The sequence below is a fragment of the Ensifer sp. R1-3 genome, from assembly GCF_056739175.1.
In genome coordinates this window covers 1,178,793-1,199,840 of the sequence record NZ_CP096515.1, presented here as the reverse complement: position 1 = coordinate 1,199,840, position 21,048 = coordinate 1,178,793, and the positions used below count along the sequence as shown (strand labels likewise).

Genomic DNA, 21,048 nt, shown 5'->3' with positions numbered 1-21,048 from the left:
GGTAGGCAAATCGAAAGCGCCGCGTGTCTGGCAAGACGCGCGGCGCTTGTGCGATCACGCCACCTGGCGGCAAGTGCAATTACGCAGGAGTGTCGAGTTGTCTGCGCAGACGACCGGCCAGATCCTGAATGAATTGCCAGGCGACGCGGCCGGATCTCGATCCTCGCGTCGTCGCCCATTCAAGAGCCTCGGCATGCAGCGCTTCGGGCTCGAGAGGCAACTTGAAGTACTGCGCATACCCGTCGACCATCGCCAGATAGTCGTCCTGGCTGCATTTGTAGAAACCAAGCCAAAGCCCGAAGCGGTCGGAGAGCGACACTTTTTCCTCGACGGCCTCCGAGGGGTTAATGGCGGTGGATTGTTCGTTTTCCATCATATTGCGGGGAAGCAGGTGTCTGCGGTTGGACGTCGCATAGAGCAGAACGTTTGCCGGGCGCCCCTCGACGCCGCCGTCGAGAACCGCCTTCAGCGACTTGTAGGAGGTATCGTCGTGATCGAAGGAGAGATCATCGCAGAAGACGATCACGGGCATCGGCGCCGCCTTCAGGATTTCCATCAGCACGGGCAGGGTGGCGATATCCTCCCGGTGTACTTCGACGAGCTTGATTGCGCTGCCGGTGTCGTGGGCGACCTTTGCGTGGACCGCCTTGACCAGCGACGATTTGCCCATGCCGCGGGCGCCCCACAGGAGCACGTTGTTCGCCGGATAGCCTTCGGCGAAGCGGAGCGTGTTGTCGAAGAGAATGTCGCGGACATGGTCGACGCCGGCGATGAGCGCGAGGTCGATGCGATTCGGCCTCGGGACGGGCTGCAGGTGGCGCGTGGCCGGTGCCCAGACGAAACACTCCGCCTCATGCCAATTGTTGACGGCATATGCCGGTCCGGCGATGCGCTCCATCGCGGCCGAAAGCTTCTGTATTTCGGTGAGCAGGACGTCGATCTTGCTTTCGGGCATTTCATGTGTCTCCGGCAGGCTGAATTTCGAACATGGGCGGCCGACCCGCGCGATAACGGGCGTGCGTCAGCCCACCCAAATCCTTGAATCGCCGCGACGTTCGTCCTCCGGTCGAATCCGTTGAAGCTGCCGCCGGCGGCGTTTTTCTCGGTAGCACGGCGGTTTGCGCTGGAAAAGACCGGCAGCCTGCAACCAGGGGGTTCTCCTGCTGCGGAATTTGTGCCAGAGGCAGGAGAAACGGGGAAGTGTACCGACGATTTGTGTTACGGGACGGCTTGCCTATATTCCGGCAGGTTTGCCGCGGGGGCAAGCGCGCAATTTGAACTCAAGGAGTGATCGATGTTTATTACCGAAGCTTTCGCGCAGACGGCGGCCCCTGGGGGCGGCGGCGCCGACATTCTGATGTCCATCCTGCCTTTCCTGCTGATCTTCGTGGTGATGTATTTCCTGATCATCCGGCCGCAGCGTGCGCAGATGAAGCGCCGCGAAGAGCTCCTGAAGAACATCCGGCGCGGCGACCAGGTCGTCACCGGAGGCGGCATTGTCGGCAAGGTGACCAAGGTCGTCGACGATACGGAGCTCGAAGTGGAGATCGCCGAGGGCATCAAGGTCCGCGTCGTGCGCAGCGGCGTCTCCGAGGTTCGCGTGAAGGGCGAGCCCGTCAAGGAGTAACCCCGGCGCGGGTACTTGAAGAAGCGTGCGCGGTTTTCGCCCGCATACCGCGCCTTCGATCGGCATCGATCACGGTTTGATTTTGGAGCGACGCGAGGCCAAAATCACCGTGGTTAGGGCAAGGGCCGCGACCGGCAGAGACCGGCAGATGGAGCATTTCGAAATATGCCCAGGTTGTCGCCGTTCAAGAACATTCTCATCTGGCTGGTCGTCCTTGCGGGCCTCGCCTTCGCACTGCCGAATCTCCTTTCCAGAGAGCAGCTTGCGGACTGGCCGACCTGGCTGCCGCATCGGCAGGTGCCGCTCGGGCTCGATCTCAGGGGCGGTTCCCATATCGTCCTCAAGGTCAGCCGCGAAGACATCGTCGCGGAGCGCCTGCAATCGACCATCGACACGATCGCCGATGCGCTGAGACAGGCGGATATCCGCTATACGGGGCTGTCCGGAAGCGGGCAGGGTCTGCAGTTTCGTCTCCGCGATGCAACGAAAGCACCAGCGGCGCGTGACGCGCTGAAGGCGTTGGTCGCCCCCGTTCGACAGGGCGGCCTTTTCGGGAATTCCATCCAGGAACTGGTCTACGAGGAAAGCGCGACCAGCGACACGCTTCGGCTTCGCCTGACGGACGAGGGCATAGATCTGAGGGTCTCAGATGCCGTCGCCCAGTCCATCGAGGTCGTACGCCGGCGTGTCGGCGAAGTCATCGCGGTCGTACCGATCATAGAGCGTCGCGGCGGTGACCGGCTGAGCGTGCAGGTCCCCGGTCTGGACGAGCCGCAAAGATTGAAGGATCTCCTCGGGCAGCGAGGAGATGTCGCCCTGAAGTGGCTGGATTCCTCGATGCCAGCACAACAGGCCGTCGATACGAGGCCGCCTGCGGGGTCCGAGGTCCTCTATTCGCTGGACGATCCGCCGATACCCTACCTCGTCGAGAGACGCGCCTTTGCTGCGGCGCCGGACTTCGTCGAGGCACAGCCGGGCTTCGATCCGGCAACGAGCGAACCTGTCGTCAATGCAAGGATTGCAGCCGGGGCTGCCGCGCGGGTCGCGCCGTTCCTGCAGTCGGATCCGCGGAAGCAGTTCGCGATCGTGCTCGACGGACAGGTTATCTCGACGTCCGTTCTGGATGGCGCGCTTTCCGGTGATGCCGTCCGGATTTCCGGAAATCTCTCGGAGGACGGGGCGAACGATCTTGCCGCCCTGATGCGGGCCGGCCCGCTTCCCGTTTCGCTGACGGTCATCGAGGAGCGCACCGTCGGTCCCGAGGACGGGGCTGACGCCGTTGCAAACGGCCTCACGGCGGGCCTGATCGCGGCCATTGCCGTAGCAGCCTGTATGATTGGCTTCTACGGCTTCTTCGGTGTCGTGGCCGTCATTGCCGTCATCGTCAACGTCGTGCTGATCATCGCGGTCCTGTCCGTCACCGGCGCCACGCTGACGCTGCCCGGAATTGCCGGGATCATCCTCACGATCGGAATTGCGGTCGACTCGAACGTGCTCATCTACGAGCGGCTCAGGGAAGAAGCGCGCACCAGCGGCAAACCCTTGCGAAGGGCGCTGGACGAGGGATTCGAGCGCGTCTTGAGGAGCATCGTCGACGCGAATCTGACGATATTCATTGCCGGCGCCATCCTCCTCTATCTTGGGTCGGGCGCTATTCGAGGTTTTGCGGTTACGCTTGCCATCGGCAGCGTCACCACCATTCTGACGGCGCACAGCCTGACACGCCGCCTTATTCGCGGGTGGTATCGCCGCCGCCTGCCGCAGCGTCTGCCGCGCGGCATTCGGACCGGATTTTTCAGCCGGGCGGATTTCCGTTTCATGGCGATCCGCAATCCGGTCTTTATTCTTATGACGGCATTGTCGCTTGCTTCGCTGGTTCTCCTGACGAGCCTCGGGCTCAACATGGGAGCAGATTTCAGGGGCGGCTCCGTCATCGAATTGAGAGCACGGACCGGCGTCGCCGATGGTGCCGACATCCGTGCCCGTCTCGACGAATTGAACCTCGGAGACGTTCAAGTCGAGGAACTTGGATCGGCGCGAGACGTTCTCGTCCGTATCCCGTCGCAGGAAGCCGGCGACAATGCCGAGCAGACGGCCGTCGGGCTGGTTCGCTCCGAACTTGAGGATCAATATGTCTTCCGGCGTGTCGAGGTGGTTGGCCCCGGTGTTTCCGGAGAGTTGACGCGGGCAGGGTCGCTCGCGGTTGCCGCAGCCGTGCTGGCCGTTCTGCTTTACGTGTGGCTTCGGTTCGGCCGGCGATTTGCCGTCGGAGCCATCGTCGCGACGTTGCACGATGTGCTGCTGACGCTCGGGTTCCTCGTTCTGACCGGCATCGAATTCAATCTCGCCAGCATCGCAGCGCTGCTGACGATCGTATGCTACTCGCTGAGCGACACCATGGTGATTTATGATCGAGTCCGGGAGAATCTGGTGCGCTATCGAAGGATGCCGCTCTCTGTCCTGATCGACACGTCGATCAACCAGACCCTGTCGCGGACCGTCCTGACCGCCGTGACGACGCTCCTTGCTCTCGTTGCGCTGTATCTGTTCGGAGGCAGTGGTCTCGTCCAATCCTTCAGCGCGACACTCATATTCGGTGTGCTTGTGGGCACCGTGTCCTCGATCTATGTCGCGGGACCGCTGCTCATCCTCTTCAATCGCCGAAACAATCGTCTTGGAGGCACGCAGGACCCGGCGGAGCCGGATGCGTCGTCGGAGACGGAAGCAAAGGGTGCGGTGTGATCATGGCAAAAGGGATCGAAATGCGCGAAGCGCACTTTCCAGGACGCGCACCTGTCGACGCCTACGGCAATGGCGGCTTCCGCTTCGCCGATATGTCGCATCGCGGGTCGGTTCTGATGCTGCCTTCCGGCATATACGCCTGGGACGTTGCCGAAGGCGACGTGCTCGCGGTCGCGAAATTCCAGCGCATCTTCGATGAGGCGCGTGACGTCGAGGTGCTGCTCGTCGGCACCGGCCGGGAAATCCGTCCCTTGCCGGGAGACCTGAAGGAAGCGCTCAGGGCCGCCAACATCTCGTCCGATCCGATGAGCACCGGGGCGGCGGTGCGGACCTATAACGTGATGTTGGCGGAATCGCGCGCCGTCGCCGCGGCATTGATCGCGGTGTGAGGCGTTCGAAGGAAGCTCGGCGTGCAACAGTCCGATGATCAGATTCTCGCAACCTTGCGGGACACCGACCGCGATCGCTACCTGGCCTGTCTGCTTTCTCCGGCAGAGAAGCGCCACTCGCTCGCGGCGCTCTATGCCTTTTACGCGGAAATCGCCCGTGTCCGCGACATGGTCAAGGAGCCGCTCCCGGGCGAGATCCGGCTGCAATGGTGGCGTGACACTCTCGAAAACGAGCAGTCCGACGGCGCGGGGCATCCGCTGGCCGAAGCGCTCCTGCGTTGCATTCGCGAGCATCACCTTCCGGTTCGCGTCCTTCAGGACATGATCGATGCACGCATTTTCGATCTTTACGACGACCCGATGCAGGACAGGGCGGCGCTGGAGGGTTATGCCGGCGAAACCGCATCGGCACTCATTCAGCTTTCATCTCTCATCCTGGACCCCGACAACGCAGCGAGGTCTGCAGACGCAGCCGGCCATGCCGGGGTTGCTCAGACGGTTGCCGGTCTCCTGCTGCTTCTGCCGGTTCATGTCGGGCGTGGCCAGGTCTATCTTCCTGCCGAGCTTTTGAGCGCAACGGGCCTCGACAGGGAAACGCTTCTTGCCGGGACCGACGAGAGTGCGATCGAAAGGGCCGTTCGCGCCTTCTGCGGCCTCGGCCGCGATCATCTCGCCAAGGCACGTGAAGGCGCAGGCGCGATCTCGGGCCGGAATTTCTCGGCGTTCATTCCCGTTGCCCTCGCCGAACCGGTGTTCGATCGCGCGGAGGCCGCCGGAGCACGAATCCTTCGTCAGTCACTGCAGCCGCCGCAATGGCAGCGGCAATGGCGGATGTGGCGGGCGAGCCGGCGCCGGGAGTTTTAGCGTTCGCTAGCCGCCCGGCCGTCACGCTGGCGCAAGTCTCGCGGGATATGATCCTCCTCAATCGGAATCCCGTCGCTATCAAGGGACCCACGCAATGCTTTGGTTACTGCTCCTGGTGGCGATCGCCGCCGTCTGCCTGTTCTATATTCGGATGAGCGCACGTGCAGAGCGCGATGCCGACAATCCGGATGCCGGGTCGGCGATCGTGGAATTCGGCCGGGCATTCCCCGACGAAGCGATCCGGGCGCTGCATTCGACCGTCGACAGAACGGCGATCTTCCTGCGGCTGCACGATGGCAAGGCCGGGTTCATACAATCGCACGGCACGCATTATGTCTGCCACGTCATTCAGCCCGGCAAGGTGCGGGTCAACACGTCCGAGAGTGGGCGGGGGCTGATCGTCCACTTCCCGGATTTCGCCTATCTGGACAATGCTTTCGAGTTTCGGACGGCCGCCGAGGCAGCCGAGGTTTCGCTCTGGCTGCTCGGCACTTTCAGTCCGAAATCGGAGTTGGAAGTAGCGGGTGACGCGGCGCAGGGTCTGGATTGACCGGTTGAAACCGGAGTTCTCATCTCTCGTCAGACGGCTTGGTCGAGCCAGCTTGCGCAATCGCTCAGCGCGCGCGATGCCATCGCCTGCTTCTTGGCGAGCGCCTTCTCCTTGCCCCGGAAGCGTTTGGCACCCTCCGGCCTTGTCAGGGCGCCCGGCTCGAGCGGCGGAAACAGCCCGAAATTGATATTCATCGGCTGGAACGAGCGCTTGCCCGGTTCGTCGTCGGAGACGATGTGGCCGCCGGTGATGTGATCGAGGAGAGCACCGAAGGCCGTGGTCACCGGCGGTAGCACGGGAGACACGCCTTTGCGTTCCGCCGCGGCGAAGCGGCCCGCCAGGAGGCCGATGCTCGCGCTTTCCACATAGCCCTCGCAGCCGGTTATCTGGCCGGCAAAGCGCAGTCCCGGACGTGACTTGAGCGTCAGCGAATGATCGAGGAGCGTCGGTGAGTTGATATAGGTGTTGCGGTGCAGGCCGCCGAGCCTCGCAAACTCGGCATTCTGTAGCCCCGGAATCATCCGGAAGACTTCGCCTTGCGCGCCGTATTTCAGTTTCGTCTGGAAGCCGACCATGTTGTAGAGCGTGCCGAGCGCGTTGTCCTGCCTAAGCTGCACTACTGCATAGGGCTTGACCGACGGATTATGGGCATTGGTGAGGCCCATCGGCTTCATCGGCCCGTGACGCAGGGTCTCTCGGCCGCGCTCTGCCATCACTTCGATCGGAAGGCAGCCGTCGAAATAGGGCGTGCCTTCCCATTCCTTGAAGCCGGCCTTGTCGCCGGCAATGAGCGCATCGACGAAGGCGTCATACTGCTCCTGTGTGAGCGGGCAGTTGATATAATCCTTGCCCGTGCCGCCCGGGCCGACCTTGTCGTAGCGCGACTGGTGCCAGCAGATATCCATGTCGATCGTGTCGGCATGGACGATCGGTGCGATGGCGTCGAAGAAGGCGAGGGCATCGGCGCCGGTCTCCGCGCGGATCGCCTCGGCGAGGTCCGGTGCTGTCAGCGGGCCCGTCGCAATGATGGCGAGATCCCAGTCCTTCGGCGGCAGGCCCCGGATCTCTTCCCGAAGAACCGTGATCAGCGGATGGCCTGCGATCGCTGCGCTGACTGCCTCGGCAAAGCCTTCGCGGTCGACCGCGAGCGCACCGCCTGCAGGCACCTGGTTAAGATCGGCGCATCGCATGATGAGCGAGCCCGCAAGACGCATCTCCGCATGGAGCACGCCGACGGCATTGCTGGTCGCATCGTCGGAGCGGAAAGAGTTTGAGCAGACGAGTTCGGCGAGGCTCTCGGTCTTGTGCGCATCGGTGCCACGCACGCCGCGCATTTCATGCAGGATGACCGGCACGCCCGCTTCGGCGATCTGCCAGGCGGCTTCCGACCCGGCGAGGCCGCCGCCGATGACGTGGATGGGCGAATGGGAGGACGTCGTTTTGTTCATGGGCGGCTTCCTACCACAGGCATCCGTCGCTTCCAAGAAACGAAAACGGCGCCCGAGGGCGCCGTCTTCAAGCCAAGCAATACTCGATCCGATTAGCGGAAGGAGCGAGCCGCGATGTTGCGGATGTCGTAGCGGGTAATGCCGATATCGTTCAGAGCGTGGTTGGAAAGGCTGCCCAGCTCGGCAACGGTACGGCGGTAGTTGATCCAGCTTTTTGCAATGCGAATCGGGTTCATGGTCGTTTCCTCAAGAAGATCGCTCGCGACAGTGATTGTCTGCGTCGTTGAGGTTCTTATACGCTTGTCTAACTGGGAGATGGAGTGCAAAGTAGATGCATCTGCTATGCATTTGTGCAGTGCATCGATCATTTCGTGAGCATGCATTTCGCCCGGCTCGAAAATGCGCCATCGATCAAGTATCGGTTAAGTTGCTTTCTCAGGGACTACTGCACGAGATCAGAACGGCCCAGCAGAATAAAAAAACGCCCACCGGCGGAGCCGGAAGGCGTTTGAAAGGCCATAATCTGGCGAAAGCTTTGATGCTTACTTGATTGCCTGACGGGCAACGTAGGGGATGTCTGCGCGGCCGATGCCGAGATCGGTCAGCTCACGGTCGCTCATGCGGCCGAGTTCGTTGCAGGTCTGACGATACTTGCGCCAGTTGTTGAAAGAACGTGCGAGGTTCATGATCCTATTCCTTTCTAGGTCGTTCGCCAGCGCTCTATCTCTCTTGCTGGCCATCATCTTATGAACCGGAATATAATCGGTTTGAGCCGGGATTACAGAGATAATGCTGCATCGCACCCATGCGCGACGTGCAAAGCTTTTCAACGGCGTTAACCGCGGCTTAACCTTTTGGTGCCGATGCGGGCTTCCTGCGCATTTCCAGACCGTTCCAAGGACCGTGGCGGTCTTTTAGGGCCTGCTGAGATTTCATCTGGAGTTTATGACGGCTGCTGCGAGATAGATGATGGCGTTGAGGCTCTCGTGGGTTTGTCGGCGTTCAGGGCGGTGTGGACAAGATTGCCGACTGCATGGCCCAGGAAACAACGTATCGGAGAACTGCAATCTCTCCTCTCCTCATCTCTGTGCTTGTCACAGAGATGAGAGCAGCGCCGCGTCTGCGGCGCGGGAAGCGTTGTTTCAGCCCAAGGACTTGGTCTGGCTGGATCCCTGTGACGAGCACAGGGATGAGGGAATCAAACAAGCCGCCCCGGGTATCCCGAATCTCAACAGACCTTAGAACGCGGCGCGCCGTAGTGTGGGTCTCGGCGTCACTGCTATGGGCGGAGGGAGAAATAAACAACGCCCGCTGGGGGAGGAGGTCCAGCGGGCGTTGTTTGATCTGATTGGCAACCGGGAGGAGGAGTGTCGCCAATCCGTATCGGGCGCGCTGGGAGGAGGAGTGCGCTGCCCGATCGATGATTAGAATATAGGCCGAACCCCCGGATTTTACCAGGGGCTGCCACGAATGGCACCTATGCAAGTGATGCATGGCTCAGGCGTCGATGATCACAAAATGCCGAAATAATGGGCAAGTGGATCGTTTTACAAAATGCGCGGGGATATCTGAGGGAAAATGACGCCCGTCGGGGGAGGAGGACCGGCGGGCGTCATAAAGGCGATTGGCAACCGGGAGGAGGAGTGTTGCCAATCCATCGAAGCGGCGATGGGAGGAGGAGTGCGCTGCTTCGAATTCTGTCGAGCTTAAGCCCGGATCTTTGCGGGACTTCCCGCCGCGGGCGATCATTCCCGCCGGCGCCCGTCCGGCTATCACCGCGGCGCCTCGATGATTGGAATATAGTGGCTTCAAATCGATTTGTGCAGTGCAATGTCCACATGGAAGATATGCGGATTGCGCAACGCGGATCGCCGTCCACCGTCCCGACAATGGAAGGCGCGGATCCAGTGGCTGTTACGCGTCGGGACGCGGCATCACGTTTCTGCCGGCATCCTCTGCTAAGGAGCCTCAAACTTGCCGTTCGAAGCGCGGGCTGCGAGCGGGCAACGGGCGCGAGCATTTTCCCTTTGATCCGTTGAAAACGAGTGTTATAGAGACGCCGCGCTCGGGAGCCCTGAACCTTTCGCATGGCCCAAGAATATCCGCGGCATTCCGCTGATGAAATCTTGTGAGGAATGCGATTGGGCGGTGCGATCGTCTGAACGCGGGTATGGTGAAATTGGTAGACACGCCAGATTTAGGTTCTGGTGCCGCAAGGCGTGGGAGTTCAAGTCTCTCTACCCGCACCAGGACGATATAGCAGTCACGCGTCGGTATTCGGCGCTGAGGAGGGCCGGCAAGGCGCCATTTTGCTTGCAAAGCGGTCGGAATTGCGTAAAGCCACTCCCGGCAAATGGATCGGCTCACGTGCTCGCCTAGCCTTTCAAGGGAAGAGCACTGTCAACGTGAAGTGAAGGTTTTAACATGCAGGTTATCGAAACGCTCGCTCAAGGGCTGAAGCGCGAACTCAAGGTCGTTATCCCGGCCGACGAAATGCAGGCTCGGATGAACGAGCGCCTCGTCGAGGTGAAGGATCGTGTCCGCATTAATGGCTTCCGTCCCGGCAAGGTGCCGGTTGCACACCTGAAGAAGGTTTACGGCAAGTCGATCATGGCCGATCTCGTCAACGAGATCGTTCGTGAAAAGCCGACGGAAATCCTCACGAGCCGCGGCGAGAAGTCGGCAACCCAGCCCGAAATCGCGATGACCGAGGACGAGGCGGAAGCCGACAAGATCCTGAACGCCCAGGCCGATTTCGAATTCACGGTCGCCTACGAAATCATTCCGCCGATCGAACTCAAGGATGCAAGCGGCATCAAGGTCACCCGTGAGGTCGTCGACGTCAGCGAGGATGAAGTCAACGAGCAGATCCAGCGCATCGCCGAGAGCGCCCGCACCTACGAATCGAAGAAGGGCAAGGCTGCCAATGGCGACCGCGTCACGGTCGACTATCTCGGCAAGGTCGACGGCGAAGCCTTCGACGGCGGCAAGGACGAAGATGCTGAGCTCGTGCTCGGGTCCAACCGCTTCATCCCGGGCTTCGAGGAGCAGCTTGTCGGCGTAAAGGCCGGCGATGAAAAGACCATCACGGTCACGTTCCCGGCCGATTATCCGGCAGCCAACCTTGCCGGCAAGGAAGCGACCTTCGACATCACCGTCAAGGACGTCGCTGCCGCTGCCCCGATCGAGATCAACGACGAGCTGGCAACGAAGCTCGGCCTCGAATCCGTCGACAAGCTGAAGGAAATCGTCCGCGGCCAGATCGAAAGCCAGTTCGGCTCGATCACCCGCCAGAAGGTCAAGCGCCAGCTTCTCGACCAGCTCGACGAACTCTATCAGTTCGATACGCCCGAGCGCCTCGTCGATGCCGAGTTCGAGAACATCTGGCGCCAGATCAACACCGACCTGCAGCAGGCCGGCAAGACCTTCGCCGATGAAGACACGACGGAAGAGGAAGCGCGAGCCGAATATCGCAAGCTCGCCGAGCGTCGCGTCCGCCTCGGTCTGGTTCTCTCCGAGATCGGCGAAAAGGCCGGCGTTCAGGTCAGCGATGACGAGATGCAGCGTTCGCTGTTCGAGCAGCTGCGCCAGTTCCCCGGCCAGGAAAAGGAAATCCTCGAATATTTCCGCAACACGCCCGGTGCTGCCGCCTCGCTGCGAGCACCGCTTTTCGAAGAGAAGGTTGTCGACCACCTGCTCACCGAGGTTTCGGTGACCGACAAGAAGGTCTCGAAGGAAGAGCTGACGGCTGACGACGAAGCCGACGAAAAGCCGGCCAAGAAAACGGCCTCCAAGAAGAAGGCAGCCGCCAAGGCCGAAGCCGGCGAGGGCGAAGAAGCCGCCGCGCCGAAGAAGAAGGCCCCGGCCAAGAAGAAGGCTGCGGACGAGAGCGCCGAGTAATCGCATCTCTCAGGACACGAAGAGGCCGCCTCCGGGCGGCTTTTTCTTTCCTGCAGAGGGAAAGCTGCTCCGCACTTCTCCAGGAAGTGCCTACAGCGCCGCGCGTCTTATCAGACGCGCAAAGGTCGCTGTAGCACTTTGATCTGCTGCATGTTTTTGTCCTTTAATCGGATACGATTAAAGGAAACATGCAGTAGGCCAACGAAAAACCCGGCTTAGGAGCCGGGCTTTTTGCTTTCAGGACGTGGCAGGCAGGCGCGGCGCTTGAACCGCGCCCGATCGGATCACATCATCATTCCGCCGCTTCCGCGTAGCTCTCGATCGGCGGGCAGGTGCAGACGAGATTGCGGTCGCCATAGACATTGTCGACACGGTTGACCGGCGACCAGTATTTGTCCACGCGGAAGGCCCCCGGTGGGAAGCAGGCCTGCTCGCGCGAATAGGGCCGGTCCCAGTCGCCGACGAGGTCCTCGACCGTATGCGGCGCGTTCTTCAGCGGATTGTTGACCTTATCCATCCGGCCGTCCTCGATGGCGCGGGCCTCTTCGCGGATTGCCAGCATGGCGTCGCAGAAGCGGTCGAGCTCGGCCTTCGTTTCCGATTCCGTGGGTTCGATCATCAGTGTGCCCGCGACCGGCCAGCTCATCGTCGGCGCATGGAAGCCGCAGTCGATCAGGCGCTTGGCGACGTCATCGACCGTGACGCCGGCGCTTTCGGCGAGCGGACGGGTATCGATGATGCATTCATGCGCGACCCGGCCTTTCGCCGACTTGTAGAGCACGTCATAGGCACCCTTCAGCCGGGCGGCGACGTAATTGGCGTTGAGGATCGCCACCTTGGTCGCTTGCGTCAGGCCTTCGCCGCCCATCATCAGGCAGTAGCTCCAGGAGATCGGCAGGATCGAGGCCGACCCGAACGGTGCGGCGGATACGGCGCCCTCGTGCCCGTCGGTCTGCGGGTGTCCCGGAAGGAAGGGGGCGAGATGCGACTTGACGCCGATCGGGCCCATGCCGGGACCGCCGCCGCCATGCGGAATGCAGAAGGTCTTGTGCAGGTTCAAATGGCTGACATCCGAGCCGATGTCGCCAGGGCGGGAAAGGCCAACCATCGCATTCATGTTGGCGCCGTCCAGATAGACCTGGCCACCGTGCTTATGCACGACCTCGCAGACTTCGCGGACGTTCTCCTCGAACACGCCGTGCGTCGAGGGATAGGTGATCATGCAGCAGGAGAGGGTGTCCGCATACTGCTCCGCTTTGGCGCGGAAATCGTCCATATCGATCTCGCCGGCGTCGCTCACCTTGACGACCACCACCTTCATGCCGGCCATCTGCGCCGAGGCCGGGTTGGTGCCGTGCGCCGAGGTCGGTATCAGGCAGACGTCGCGATGCTCGTTGCCGTTGGCGATATGGTAGGCGCGGATCGCGAGCAGACCGGCATATTCACCCTGGGCACCCGAGTTCGGCTGCATCGAGATCGCATCGTAGCCGGTGATCGCGCACAGCTTTTGCGACAGGTCTTCGATGAGATGCTGATAGCCGAGTGCCTGGTCGGCCGGCACGAAGGGATGGATTTCCGAGAACTCCGGCCAGGTGATCGGCAGCATCTCCGCGGTCGCGTTGAGCTTCATCGTGCAGGAGCCGAGCGGGATCATTGCACGGTCGAGCGCAAGATCGCGATCGGCGAGCCGGCGCATGTAACGCGTCATCTCGCTCTCGGCGCGGTTCATGTGGAAGATCGGGTGGGTGAGATAGGCGCTGGTGCGAAGCAGTTCCTGCGGCAGGCGGTAGTCCGGCTCGAACTCCTCGACCTTGAAATCGCCGCCGAAGGCGCGCCAGACGGCCTCGAGCGTGACCGGCCTCGAACGCTCGTCGAGACTGATGCCGATCCTGGTCGTGCCGATCTTGCGAAGGTTTACCTCCTCGGCCACGGCGGCTTTGAGAATGATGCCTTGCAGCTTGCCGACTTCGACGGTGATCGTATCGAAGAAGACATCCGGCTCGACGGTATAGCCGAGCTTCTCCAATCCCATGGCAAGCCGGACCGTCTTCTGGTGCACGCTCTGGGCGATCGCCTTTATTCCGTCCGGACCGTGGAAGACCGCATACATGGAGGCCATGACGGCAAGCAGCACCTGCGCGGTACAGATGTTGGATGTCGCCTTTTCGCGCCGGATATGCTGTTCACGGGTCTGGAGCGACAGCCGGTAGGCGCGGTTGCCCCGCGCATCGACCGACACGCCCACGAGGCGGCCGGGCATGGAGCGCTTATAGGCATCCTTGACCGCCATATAGGCGGCGTGCGGTCCGCCGTAGCCGACCGGAACGCCGAAGCGCTGGGTCGAACCGATCGCGATGTCGGCGCCCATTTCACCGGGAGACTTCAGAAGCGCCAGCGCCAGCGGATCGGCTGCGACGGCGGCGATTGCCCCCTGTTCGTGGAGCTTGGCAATCAGGCCCGAGAAGTCGCGGACATGGCCGTAGGTACCGGGGTACTGGAAAATCGCGCCGAAGACGCCGGCAGCGTCCAGATCCTCGAACGGATCGCCGACGACGATCTGCCAGCCGAGCGGCTCCGCCCGGGTCTTCAGGAGCGCGATCGTCTGGGGATGACAGTTCTCATCGATGAAAAAAGCCTTCGCCTTGGACTTTGCGACGCGCTCGGCAATGGCCATGGCTTCGGCTGCCGCCGTCGCCTCGTCGAGCAACGAGGCGTTCGCGACGTCCAGGCCGGTCAAATCGCAAACCAAGGTCTGGTAGTTGAGCAGGGCTTCCAGCCGCCCCTGGCTGATTTCCGGCTGATAGGGCGTATAGGCGGTGTACCAGGCCGGATTCTCGAGGATATTGCGCTGGATGACCGGCGGGGTGATGGTCCCGTAGTAGCCCTGACCGATCAGGGAGACGAGCTTCCGGTTGCGGTTCGCCGTCTCGCGCAGCTTGTCGAGTGCCTCGCGCTCGGTCATCGGCGCGCCCCAGGCAAGCGGCGTCCGCTGGCGGATCGACGGCGGCACGGTGTCGTCTATGAGCGCGTCGAGGCTCGGATAGCCGACGACCTTCAGCATCTCGTCCATCTCGGCCGGCGAAGGGCCGATGTGACGTCGATTGGCGAAGTCGTAAGGCTTGTAATCGGTGAAGGTAAAATCCTTGGGCATGCTCATCAGGCGACGAACTCCTTGTAGGCCGCTTCGTCCAGGAGCGCATTGGCAGCGTCCGGATCGGCGAGCTTCAGCTTGAAGAACCAGGCCGCGCCTTGCGGATCGCTGTTGACGAGCGACGGATCGTCGACGATCGCCTGATTGACCTCGACGATTTCTCCATCAAGCGGACAATAGACGTCCGATGCCGCCTTGACGGACTCGACCGTCGCGGCCGAGTCGCCCTTGGAGAAGCTGGCACCCGCTTCCGGCAGTTCCACGAAGACAAGATCGCCGAGCTGGCCAGCGGCATGCTCCGTGATGCCGACGGTCGCGACGTCGCCATCGATCTTCAGCCATTCGTGTTCCTCGGTGAATTTCAGCATACGCAGGTTCTCCTGATCAGCGTTTGTAGGTTTGTTTGATGAAGGGCAGGGCAGTGACGGCGATGGGCAGGTATTTGCCGCGCACCTCTGCGAACAGTCTGGTGCCGACTTCGGCGTGCTCGGCGTCGACATAGCCCATGGCGACCGGTCCATCCACGCTTGGACCGAAGCCGCCGGAGGTGACGGTTCCTGCCGCCGTCCTGCCCTCCGCATCGGCGAAGAGATTGGCATTGCCGCGGACCGGCGCCCGGCCTTCGGGCCTCAGGCCGACACGCCGCCTGGAAACTCCGTCGGTGAGCTCGGCCAGTATCCGGCCGGCGCCCGGAAAGCCGCCGGCGCGCTCACCGCCGGCGCGGCGGCTTTTCTGGATCGCCCATTCGAGGCCTGCTTCGATGGGGCTCGTATTCGTGTCGATATCGTTGCCATAGAGACAAAGCCCCGCTTCGAGGCGGAGCGAGTCGCGCGCGCCGAGCCCGATGGGCAAAACGTCGGGATGTTCGAGCAGGCGCTGCGTCACATCCACAGCCGCTTCCGCGGGAATGGAGATCTCGAAGCCATCCTCGCCGGTGTAGCCGGAGCGGGAGATGATGCAGCTCACATCGTGAAGGTCGGCTTCGGTGACATCCATGAAGCGCATCGACGAGACGTCCGCCCAGAGTTCGCAGAGGACCGCTCCGGCCCGGGGTCCCTGAAGGGCGATCAGGGCACGGTCGGTCAGCATGGTCACGTCGCAGACGCTGCCGAGACCGTCCTTGAGATGCGCAAGATCGGTATCCTTGCAGGCCGCGTTGACGACGAGGAAGAGATGATCGCCGCGATTGACGATCATCAGGTCGTCGAGAATGCCGCCTGCGGCATTGGTGAAGAGGCCGTAGCGCTGTCGGCCTTCCGCGAGGCCGAGAACATCCGCCGGCACGAGCTTTTCCAGCGCCAGCGCCGCGTCCTCGATTTTTCCCGATTTCGGCCGCACGACGATCTGTCCCATGTGGGACACGTCGAAGAGGCCGGCGGCGGCGCGGGTATGCAGGTGCTCCTTCAATACGCCTTCCGGGTATTGGACCGGCATGTCGTAACCGGCGAAGGGCACCATGCGTGCACCGAGCGAAAGGTGCAGCGCGTGCAAAGGCGTGTGTTTCAAGGTGGAAACGTCTTCCAAGTCCGGCCTCCAGGTCTGGCGCGTTTTCGCGCCGGCTCACAATACCGGCGTCATGCGCCGACAAATTCGAGCCCCCTCTGTCCCTTTGCCTGAGATTGTTATCCCTTCGGCGAGCGCGAACGCTTCTCTCCAGAGTCCTACCGGCACCTTGCTGGTCCTTTGGCCTGAGAGTTTCCGGGGCGGTTGCTCCTTCGGCACCGGATCGAACCGGTTTCTCCCAACGAGGTCGAATCCAGATAACGGCGAAGGCCGGATTTTGGCAAGGGCCTATGTCGCGACCAAACATATTTTTGTCGCCCTGACTTCATCCTCCGCGACAAGTGCGGCAAAATCGGCCTTTGCAATTTCTTTGGGCAGCGGATAGGGAAGACCGAAGAGAGGTGGCCATGACAGGGCGCGAGCGGAAATGGGGAATTGCGATGCGGCTGCTCGCAGCCTTCGCACTCCTATTCCTGTCCTTCGCCCATAAGCCAGCCCTTGCGAAAGCGGCCGGCCCGGCGATTTCCGCCGAATATCTTCTCCCCGACGGCACCTTCGCCGGTATCTGCTTCGGCACGGGCGGCGTCGATCATGACGCCGGCCACGGCAAGTCGTCGTCATCTGCTCCCGTTTGCGAAGCCTGCCGGCTCGCCGCCTCCGTGCTCCTGCCGGCGGCGCCCGATGAAAGCCTGCCGGCCGAAAACGGCGACTGGACTGCCGGAACGCCGATCGTCGCCGCCGAGGCGGTGCTTCTGCCCCTGCGCCTGCTGCCGCCACCGCGCGGCCCGCCGGCCCAGCCGTAAATCTCCTCGAATCCAACCCAGAATTTCTTGCGCCGCTATGCGGCATTGACCCACGAAGGCCGCGTTCCGGCACGTGGTTCGGAAATTACGACATGAACACGATCAGACTTTCCTTGCTTGCCACCGGCCTCACATTCACCGCCACAGGGCTCGCCCATGCGCATGCGACATTCGAGACGGGCAGCGCGCCGGCCGAAACGACCGTCAACGCCACGCTTCAGGTGCCGCATGGCTGCGACGGCAAGGCGACGACCGAAGTGCGGGTGCAGCTGCCGGAGGGATTCGTCTTTGCCAAGCCCCAGCCTAAGCCCGGCTGGGAGCTGGAGATCATCAAGGGCGACTACCGGAAAACCTATGACGATCACGGCACCAAGGTTTCCTCCGGTCCCTTGGAAATTCGCTGGAAAGGCGGCAACCTTCCCGACGAACATTACGACACCTTCGTCGTGCGCGGAAAACTCGCGGGCTTCGACAAGGAGACCGTGCTTGCCTTTCCGACGACGCAGCTTTGCGGCGCCGACGGCAAGGTGGTCTGGGATCAGGTGGCGGCGGAGGGCGAGGACGCCCATTCCCTCGAGCATCCGGCGCCGACGATCACCGTTACCATGGCGGCGGGCGACGAGCATTCCGGTCACGGAGGGCATCATCAGTCCGCGCCCGAAACGGTCAAGCTCGGCGATCTCGAGATCTCGGGCGGAGCCGTGAAGGCCATGCTGCCCGGCGCCAAGGTCGGCGGCGGCGGCTTCGTGGTCAGGAACGGCGGCAGTGCCGACGACCGGCTGCTTGCCGTCGAGAGCCCGGCCGCGGGCCGGGTCGAACTCCATGAAATGACGATGGAGAACGACGTCATGAAAATGCGCAAGCTCGAGGACGGCATTGCCGTTCCCGCCGGCGGAACCGTCGAGCTGAAGAGCGGCGGCCTGCATCTCATGTTCATGGAGGTGAAGAAGCCCTTTGCCGAAGGCGATGCCGTGCCCGTGACGCTCACCTTCGAGAAGGCGGGGGAGGTCGACTATGTCCTGCCGGTCGGCACCGCCGCGGGCAACGCTCACTCCGGCCACAGCCATCAATAGAACACTGACAGGAAAGCGCGTCGACCGGCTCAGGATCCCTGAACGAGCCGGTCGAGCATTTTGGTGATTTCGCCCAGATCCTGTTCATCGCCGGCAGGCTTGTCTTCCCGCCGGCGATCGCCTCCGCCCTCGTCCTCGTCCTCGGCGTTTTCGAGATAGCGGCGCAGCGTTTCGGCCTGCGTCTGTTGCGGCAGACGGCGCTCTGCAGCGATCAGCATGAGGTGCAGCGGCAGCGCGCTTCTGATCTTTGTGACCGCCGCCCGCTCTTGGCCGCGCGCGCAAAGCAGTGTGATTGCCTCGTCGACAGGTCCATCGCCACGCAAGCGCGTGGGCGGCTTCAATGCATCCGCCGCATAGGCCGCCGTCGTCGCGGAGATGGTAACGACCTGGGTCATCCTGTCAGTCCTCGGGCACGATAATCCTTTCCTGTGCCAGACTGCGCTTGCGAGCAGGTGAAATCGGGTGATTGAATTTTAGGAAAATCGTAACGATTCGAGGGCTGCGGGGCTGAACATTGCGCAATTTTGTGTACCGCCGGTTGAACGGCATGTACAATCGCAGCCGTAACCGAGAACCGGCGCGGCTTCTGCGCCGGAAAAAATCTAGTTCATAAAAGTCATATTGAAGAAGTTCACTCACGAAAGGACGTAAGTCTATGCGCGCGATCGTATTGTTGTTGGCGATCTTTGCTCTCAGCGCGTGCTCGCAAACAGGAAGGCCCAGCGCCGAACGGTACTATACGGGAGAAGGCCAATACTATAGCGGCGTCGTACCCCCGACGCCTCTCTGAAGCATGTCGCTCAGGTCTATAGCGGCTTTAAGAACGACACGCATCAATCGAAGCCCCAAATGCGGCGCACGAACCCGCTTCCGTCGCATCGCAAGAGGGCTGTCGCTGAGAGGCGCCCGCGCTCCGTGCCCGTGACGCTCACCTTCGAGAAGGCGGGGGAGGTCGACTATGTCCTGGCGGTCGGCACCGCTGCGGCAACGCTCACTCCGGGCGCAGCCACCATAGTGACCGGCTTGCGGCACCTGACCGGTTCGACACCCAAGTGGACCGGTTGGGGGAATACGGGACCTGCACTTGATGGTAGACATCACGGAATCGTGTGCATCGCCGGTTGAATCGCATGTACAATTGCAGGTGCAACGGAGAGCCGATGCAGCGCGTCGGCGCGACCCGGTTGCGGAAATCTATATGCGAAAGGACATACTCTATGCGGGCAATCGGAATGTTGGTGGCGGTCTTCGTTCTCAGCGCGTGCTCACAAACGGCGACGCCCAGCGCCGAACGGTATTATGGAGGGGACGGGCAATACTATCCCGGCTTGATACCCCCGAAGCGCTGATGAGACGTTGCATGCGGCATCGCGCCAATCGGTTCCGATTTCTTGGGACCGATGTAGTAGCCCGGATGGTGTAAGAAGCGCTGCCGCAGGACCGTGTGGATTGCGCGGTTGGGAATTGATCCTGCGCGAATGGCAGAATATCAATGGCCGTCAAACTGTTAGGAAAGGTACGGGGGGCCTATGCGCAAGATCGTGTTGTTGCTCGCACTCGCCACGCTGGCGGCGTGCTCGCACACCGGGGACCGGGTGGTCGGCGGTGACGGGGATTACTATCAAGGTCTCGTCCCGCCGAGGTGATCGTCACCTCCGAGGTGATCGTCACCTCCAAGGTGATCGCCGCCTCCGAGGTGAGTGTCACCTCCCGAGGTGAGTGTCACCTCCCGAGGTGAGTGTCACCTCTGCGCGGCCAATTCCATTGCGAGCCAAACGGCGGCGCCGGCTCGCATGGCAAACACGGAGGCGCTGCGACTGCGCCGCCTCCGTCAGGGAACCGGTTCACCCACACCTTGAAGAACATCGGCCGCTGCGCAATTCCGCGAGCGTCCTTGGCCGGTCCGGGTGCTTAATAGCCTACGCGAACACCACCGGGGCTCGCGGCGCTGAAATTGGGAACGGGATTCGGCCCGTACCACTGAGCATAGGTCGTGTTGTTTCCGCCGGTGCTGGTGCACCCCGACAGGACGGCAAGCGCCAATAGGGCGGTCAGATATTTGAGGGGCATGAACTCTCCGATTCTGCTTCGTCAGACGCGCATAAATTGCGGTATCCTGAGCCGCCCGTCCATCGCTTTCACATTGACTCTTTTGCTTTTTCCTTTCGGAGTGACAGCCGCCTGCCGCATCCGCACATTGATGCCTGGAAGTGGTGCTACATCATCAGGTCGAAATCTTCAGGCAATGGGGAGGGCTGCAATGACCGGAAGGCCGCGCCTGTTCGGAGCGGAGTACAGCGTTTACGTGCGGATCGTGCGGCTGGCGCTGGCCGAGAAGGGAACGGACTACGAACTCGTCCCCGTAGACATCTTCGCGAGCGATGGCCCGCCACAGGACTATCTGGAGCGGCATCCCTTCGGTCGCATCCCTGCCTTCGAATATGAGGGCTTCAGGCTTTACGAGACCGGCGCGATAACGCGCTACGTCGATGACGTGTTCGACGGGAGGAGGCTTCAACCTCTCGATCCGCGGGAGCGCGCCCGCTGCAACCAGCTGATGAGTATCGCCGACAACTACGCCTATCCCACTCTGGTCTGGGGAGTCTACGTGGAACGCGTCTCAAAGCCGGCGAGCGGCGCGGCCGCTGACGAGAACGCAATCGCCGCTGCGCTGCCGAAAGCAAGGACCTGCCTCAAGGCGATTTCCGAAATTATGGGAACGGCGCCATGGCTCGCAGGCGAGACCATGTCGCTCGCCGACCTCTATGCCGCCCCGATATTCGACTATTTCCTCAGGGCGCCGGAAGGGCAGGAAATGCTCCGGGAGCACGAGATGCTGGCGGCGTGGTGGGCGCGGATGTCGGTGAGGCGCTCGATGATGGAGACGCGGCCCGCATAGCCTGAGCTTCCTCTTCCGTGAAGCCCGCGGATATCCCTGTGCAGAACATAGATATGGCCGCTTCCAGGGAGGCGGCCATATCGATTACTGCGTCATTTC

At 62.0% G+C, this 21,048-nt stretch carries 19 protein-coding genes, 1 tRNA gene and 1 riboswitch; of the genes, 11 read left to right on the top strand and 9 right to left on the bottom strand.

Annotated features, from left to right (window positions below; genetic code table 11):
- Positions 1–79 precede the first annotated feature (79 nt).
- Entirely contained in the window at positions 80–955 is an 876-nt protein-coding gene (locus tag M1D43_RS05770; RefSeq protein WP_028010820.1) for an ATP-binding protein, read from the bottom strand.
- Between the two features lie 339 nt (positions 956–1,294).
- Here M1D43_RS05770 and yajC point away from each other — a divergent pair, with 339 nt between their 5' ends.
- The 5 genes from yajC to M1D43_RS05745 all read left to right on the top strand — a co-directional run bounded on the left by yajC (position 1,295) and on the right by M1D43_RS05745 (position 6,172).
- Positions 1,295–1,627, top strand: a complete 333-nt coding sequence (gene yajC / locus M1D43_RS05765) for a preprotein translocase subunit YajC (RefSeq protein WP_003534584.1) — start codon at positions 1,295–1,297, stop codon at positions 1,625–1,627.
- 165 nt (positions 1,628–1,792) lie between these two features.
- Positions 1,793–4,369 (top strand): protein translocase subunit SecDF, encoded by a 2,577-nt coding sequence (gene secDF / locus M1D43_RS05760; RefSeq protein WP_153313552.1) that lies wholly within the window; start codon positions 1,793–1,795, stop codon positions 4,367–4,369.
- Positions 4,370–4,371: 2 nt separating this feature from the next.
- The gene (locus tag M1D43_RS05755; protein WP_003529512.1) at positions 4,372–4,758 is read left to right on the top strand and encodes an Mth938-like domain-containing protein; all 387 of its coding nucleotides are present in this window, start codon (positions 4,372–4,374) and stop codon (positions 4,756–4,758) included.
- Positions 4,759–4,779: 21 nt separating this feature from the next.
- On the top strand, positions 4,780–5,622 hold the full coding sequence (locus tag M1D43_RS05750) for a phytoene/squalene synthase family protein (protein WP_003529514.1): 843 nt from the start codon (positions 4,780–4,782) through the stop codon (positions 5,620–5,622).
- 94 nt (positions 5,623–5,716) lie between these two features.
- Positions 5,717–6,172 (top strand): hypothetical protein, encoded by a 456-nt coding sequence (locus M1D43_RS05745; RefSeq protein WP_153313553.1) that lies wholly within the window; start codon positions 5,717–5,719, stop codon positions 6,170–6,172.
- Positions 6,173–6,201: 29 nt separating this feature from the next.
- On the opposite strand, the gene trmFO is transcribed toward M1D43_RS05745, so the two are convergent.
- The 3 genes from trmFO to M1D43_RS05730 form a co-directional block, all read right to left on the bottom strand.
- Positions 6,202–7,620 (bottom strand): methylenetetrahydrofolate--tRNA-(uracil(54)-C(5))-methyltransferase (FADH(2)-oxidizing) TrmFO, encoded by a 1,419-nt coding sequence (gene trmFO / locus M1D43_RS05740; protein ID WP_127634137.1) that lies wholly within the window; start codon positions 7,618–7,620, stop codon positions 6,202–6,204.
- A gap of 92 nt (positions 7,621–7,712) precedes the next feature.
- Entirely contained in the window at positions 7,713–7,856 is a 144-nt protein-coding gene (locus M1D43_RS05735; protein WP_003529520.1) for a DUF1127 domain-containing protein, read from the bottom strand.
- Positions 7,857–8,162: 306 nt separating this feature from the next.
- A complete protein-coding gene (locus tag M1D43_RS05730) occupies positions 8,163–8,306 on the bottom strand; it encodes a DUF1127 domain-containing protein (protein ID WP_003529522.1) in 144 nt (47 codons plus the stop codon).
- Positions 8,307–9,784: 1,478 nt separating this feature from the next.
- Between M1D43_RS05730 and M1D43_RS05725 the strand changes: the two genes are divergently transcribed.
- Both M1D43_RS05725 and tig read left to right on the top strand, forming a co-directional pair.
- Positions 9,785–9,869: transfer RNA gene (locus M1D43_RS05725), tRNA-Leu, on the top strand.
- 175 nt (positions 9,870–10,044) lie between these two features.
- Positions 10,045–11,520 (top strand): trigger factor, encoded by a 1,476-nt coding sequence (gene tig / locus M1D43_RS05720; RefSeq protein ID WP_028010816.1) that lies wholly within the window; start codon positions 10,045–10,047, stop codon positions 11,518–11,520.
- 292 nt (positions 11,521–11,812) lie between these two features.
- On the opposite strand, the gene gcvP is transcribed toward tig, so the two are convergent.
- Genes gcvP through gcvT form a run of 3 tightly spaced genes read right to left on the bottom strand, consistent with a single transcriptional unit; the run spans position 11,813 to position 16,195 of the window.
- The gene (gene gcvP, locus M1D43_RS05715) at positions 11,813–14,677 is read right to left on the bottom strand and encodes an aminomethyl-transferring glycine dehydrogenase (protein ID WP_153313554.1); all 2,865 of its coding nucleotides are present in this window, start codon (positions 14,675–14,677) and stop codon (positions 11,813–11,815) included.
- A complete protein-coding gene (gene gcvH, locus M1D43_RS05710; protein ID WP_003529528.1) occupies positions 14,677–15,039 on the bottom strand; it encodes a glycine cleavage system protein GcvH in 363 nt (120 codons plus the stop codon). Before gcvH ends, gcvP begins: the two co-directional genes overlap by 1 nt.
- A gap of 16 nt (positions 15,040–15,055) precedes the next feature.
- Positions 15,056–16,195 carry a glycine cleavage system aminomethyltransferase GcvT gene (gene gcvT / locus M1D43_RS05705; RefSeq protein ID WP_153313555.1) on the bottom strand — a complete coding sequence of 380 codons (1,140 nt, stop codon included), beginning with the start codon at positions 16,193–16,195 and terminating at the stop codon, positions 15,056–15,058.
- A 142-nt stretch (positions 16,196–16,337) separates the two neighbouring features.
- Positions 16,338–16,425: riboswitch (glycine riboswitch) on the bottom strand.
- A gap of 156 nt (positions 16,426–16,581) precedes the next feature.
- Between gcvT and M1D43_RS05700 the strand changes: the two genes are divergently transcribed.
- Positions 16,582–16,977 (top strand): hypothetical protein, encoded by a 396-nt coding sequence (locus M1D43_RS05700; RefSeq protein WP_153313556.1) that lies wholly within the window; start codon positions 16,582–16,584, stop codon positions 16,975–16,977.
- A 92-nt stretch (positions 16,978–17,069) separates the two neighbouring features.
- A complete protein-coding gene (locus tag M1D43_RS05695; RefSeq protein ID WP_153313557.1) occupies positions 17,070–18,050 on the top strand; it encodes a DUF1775 domain-containing protein in 981 nt (326 codons plus the stop codon).
- Positions 18,051–18,079: 29 nt separating this feature from the next.
- On the opposite strand, the gene M1D43_RS05690 is transcribed toward M1D43_RS05695, so the two are convergent.
- Positions 18,080–18,445, bottom strand: a complete 366-nt coding sequence (locus M1D43_RS05690; protein WP_498814140.1) for a hypothetical protein — start codon at positions 18,443–18,445, stop codon at positions 18,080–18,082.
- A gap of 454 nt (positions 18,446–18,899) precedes the next feature.
- On the opposite strand from M1D43_RS05690, the gene M1D43_RS05685 reads away from it, so the two are divergent.
- The gene (locus M1D43_RS05685; protein ID WP_153313558.1) at positions 18,900–19,175 is read left to right on the top strand and encodes a hypothetical protein; all 276 of its coding nucleotides are present in this window, start codon (positions 18,900–18,902) and stop codon (positions 19,173–19,175) included.
- A gap of 786 nt (positions 19,176–19,961) precedes the next feature.
- Here M1D43_RS05685 and M1D43_RS05680 read toward each other — a convergent pair.
- Complete coding sequence (locus tag M1D43_RS05680; RefSeq protein WP_010969297.1) at positions 19,962–20,120, bottom strand: hypothetical protein; 159 nt, start codon at positions 20,118–20,120, stop codon at positions 19,962–19,964.
- 190 nt (positions 20,121–20,310) lie between these two features.
- On the opposite strand from M1D43_RS05680, the gene M1D43_RS05675 reads away from it, so the two are divergent.
- Positions 20,311–20,949: a glutathione S-transferase family protein gene (locus tag M1D43_RS05675; protein ID WP_153313559.1), complete on the top strand. Its 639-nt coding sequence runs from the start codon at positions 20,311–20,313 to the stop codon at positions 20,947–20,949.
- Positions 20,950–21,048: the final 99 nt, after the last annotated feature.

Excerpts from the sequence above, each read along its gene's own strand:
- tig (WP_028010816.1), top strand. The coding sequence starts at position 10,045 with ATGCAGGTTATCGAAACGCTCGCTCAAGGGCTGAAGCGCGAACTCAAG.
- M1D43_RS05690 (WP_498814140.1), bottom strand. The coding sequence starts at position 18,445 with ATGACCCAGGTCGTTACCATCTCCGCGACGACGGCGGCCTATGCGGCG.
- M1D43_RS05730 (WP_003529522.1), bottom strand. The coding sequence starts at position 8,306 with ATGAACCTCGCACGTTCTTTCAACAACTGGCGCAAGTATCGTCAGACC.
- M1D43_RS05695 (WP_153313557.1), top strand. The coding sequence starts at position 17,070 with ATGAACACGATCAGACTTTCCTTGCTTGCCACCGGCCTCACATTCACC.
- M1D43_RS05675 (WP_153313559.1), top strand. The coding sequence starts at position 20,311 with ATGACCGGAAGGCCGCGCCTGTTCGGAGCGGAGTACAGCGTTTACGTG.
- M1D43_RS05700 (WP_153313556.1), top strand. The coding sequence starts at position 16,582 with ATGACAGGGCGCGAGCGGAAATGGGGAATTGCGATGCGGCTGCTCGCA.
- gcvH (WP_003529528.1), bottom strand. The coding sequence starts at position 15,039 with ATGCTGAAATTCACCGAGGAACACGAATGGCTGAAGATCGATGGCGAC.
- trmFO (WP_127634137.1), bottom strand. The coding sequence starts at position 7,620 with ATGAACAAAACGACGTCCTCCCATTCGCCCATCCACGTCATCGGCGGC.
- M1D43_RS05755 (WP_003529512.1), top strand. The coding sequence starts at position 4,372 with ATGGCAAAAGGGATCGAAATGCGCGAAGCGCACTTTCCAGGACGCGCA.
- yajC (WP_003534584.1), top strand. The coding sequence starts at position 1,295 with ATGTTTATTACCGAAGCTTTCGCGCAGACGGCGGCCCCTGGGGGCGGC.
- M1D43_RS05735 (WP_003529520.1), bottom strand. The coding sequence starts at position 7,856 with ATGAACCCGATTCGCATTGCAAAAAGCTGGATCAACTACCGCCGTACC.
- M1D43_RS05685 (WP_153313558.1), top strand. The coding sequence starts at position 18,900 with ATGCGGCGCACGAACCCGCTTCCGTCGCATCGCAAGAGGGCTGTCGCT.
- gcvP (WP_153313554.1), bottom strand. The coding sequence starts at position 14,677 with ATGAGCATGCCCAAGGATTTTACCTTCACCGATTACAAGCCTTACGAC.
- secDF (WP_153313552.1), top strand. The coding sequence starts at position 1,793 with ATGCCCAGGTTGTCGCCGTTCAAGAACATTCTCATCTGGCTGGTCGTC.
- M1D43_RS05770 (WP_028010820.1), bottom strand. The coding sequence starts at position 955 with ATGCCCGAAAGCAAGATCGACGTCCTGCTCACCGAAATACAGAAGCTT.
- M1D43_RS05745 (WP_153313553.1), top strand. The coding sequence starts at position 5,717 with ATGCTTTGGTTACTGCTCCTGGTGGCGATCGCCGCCGTCTGCCTGTTC.
- M1D43_RS05680 (WP_010969297.1), bottom strand. The coding sequence starts at position 20,120 with ATGCCCCTCAAATATCTGACCGCCCTATTGGCGCTTGCCGTCCTGTCG.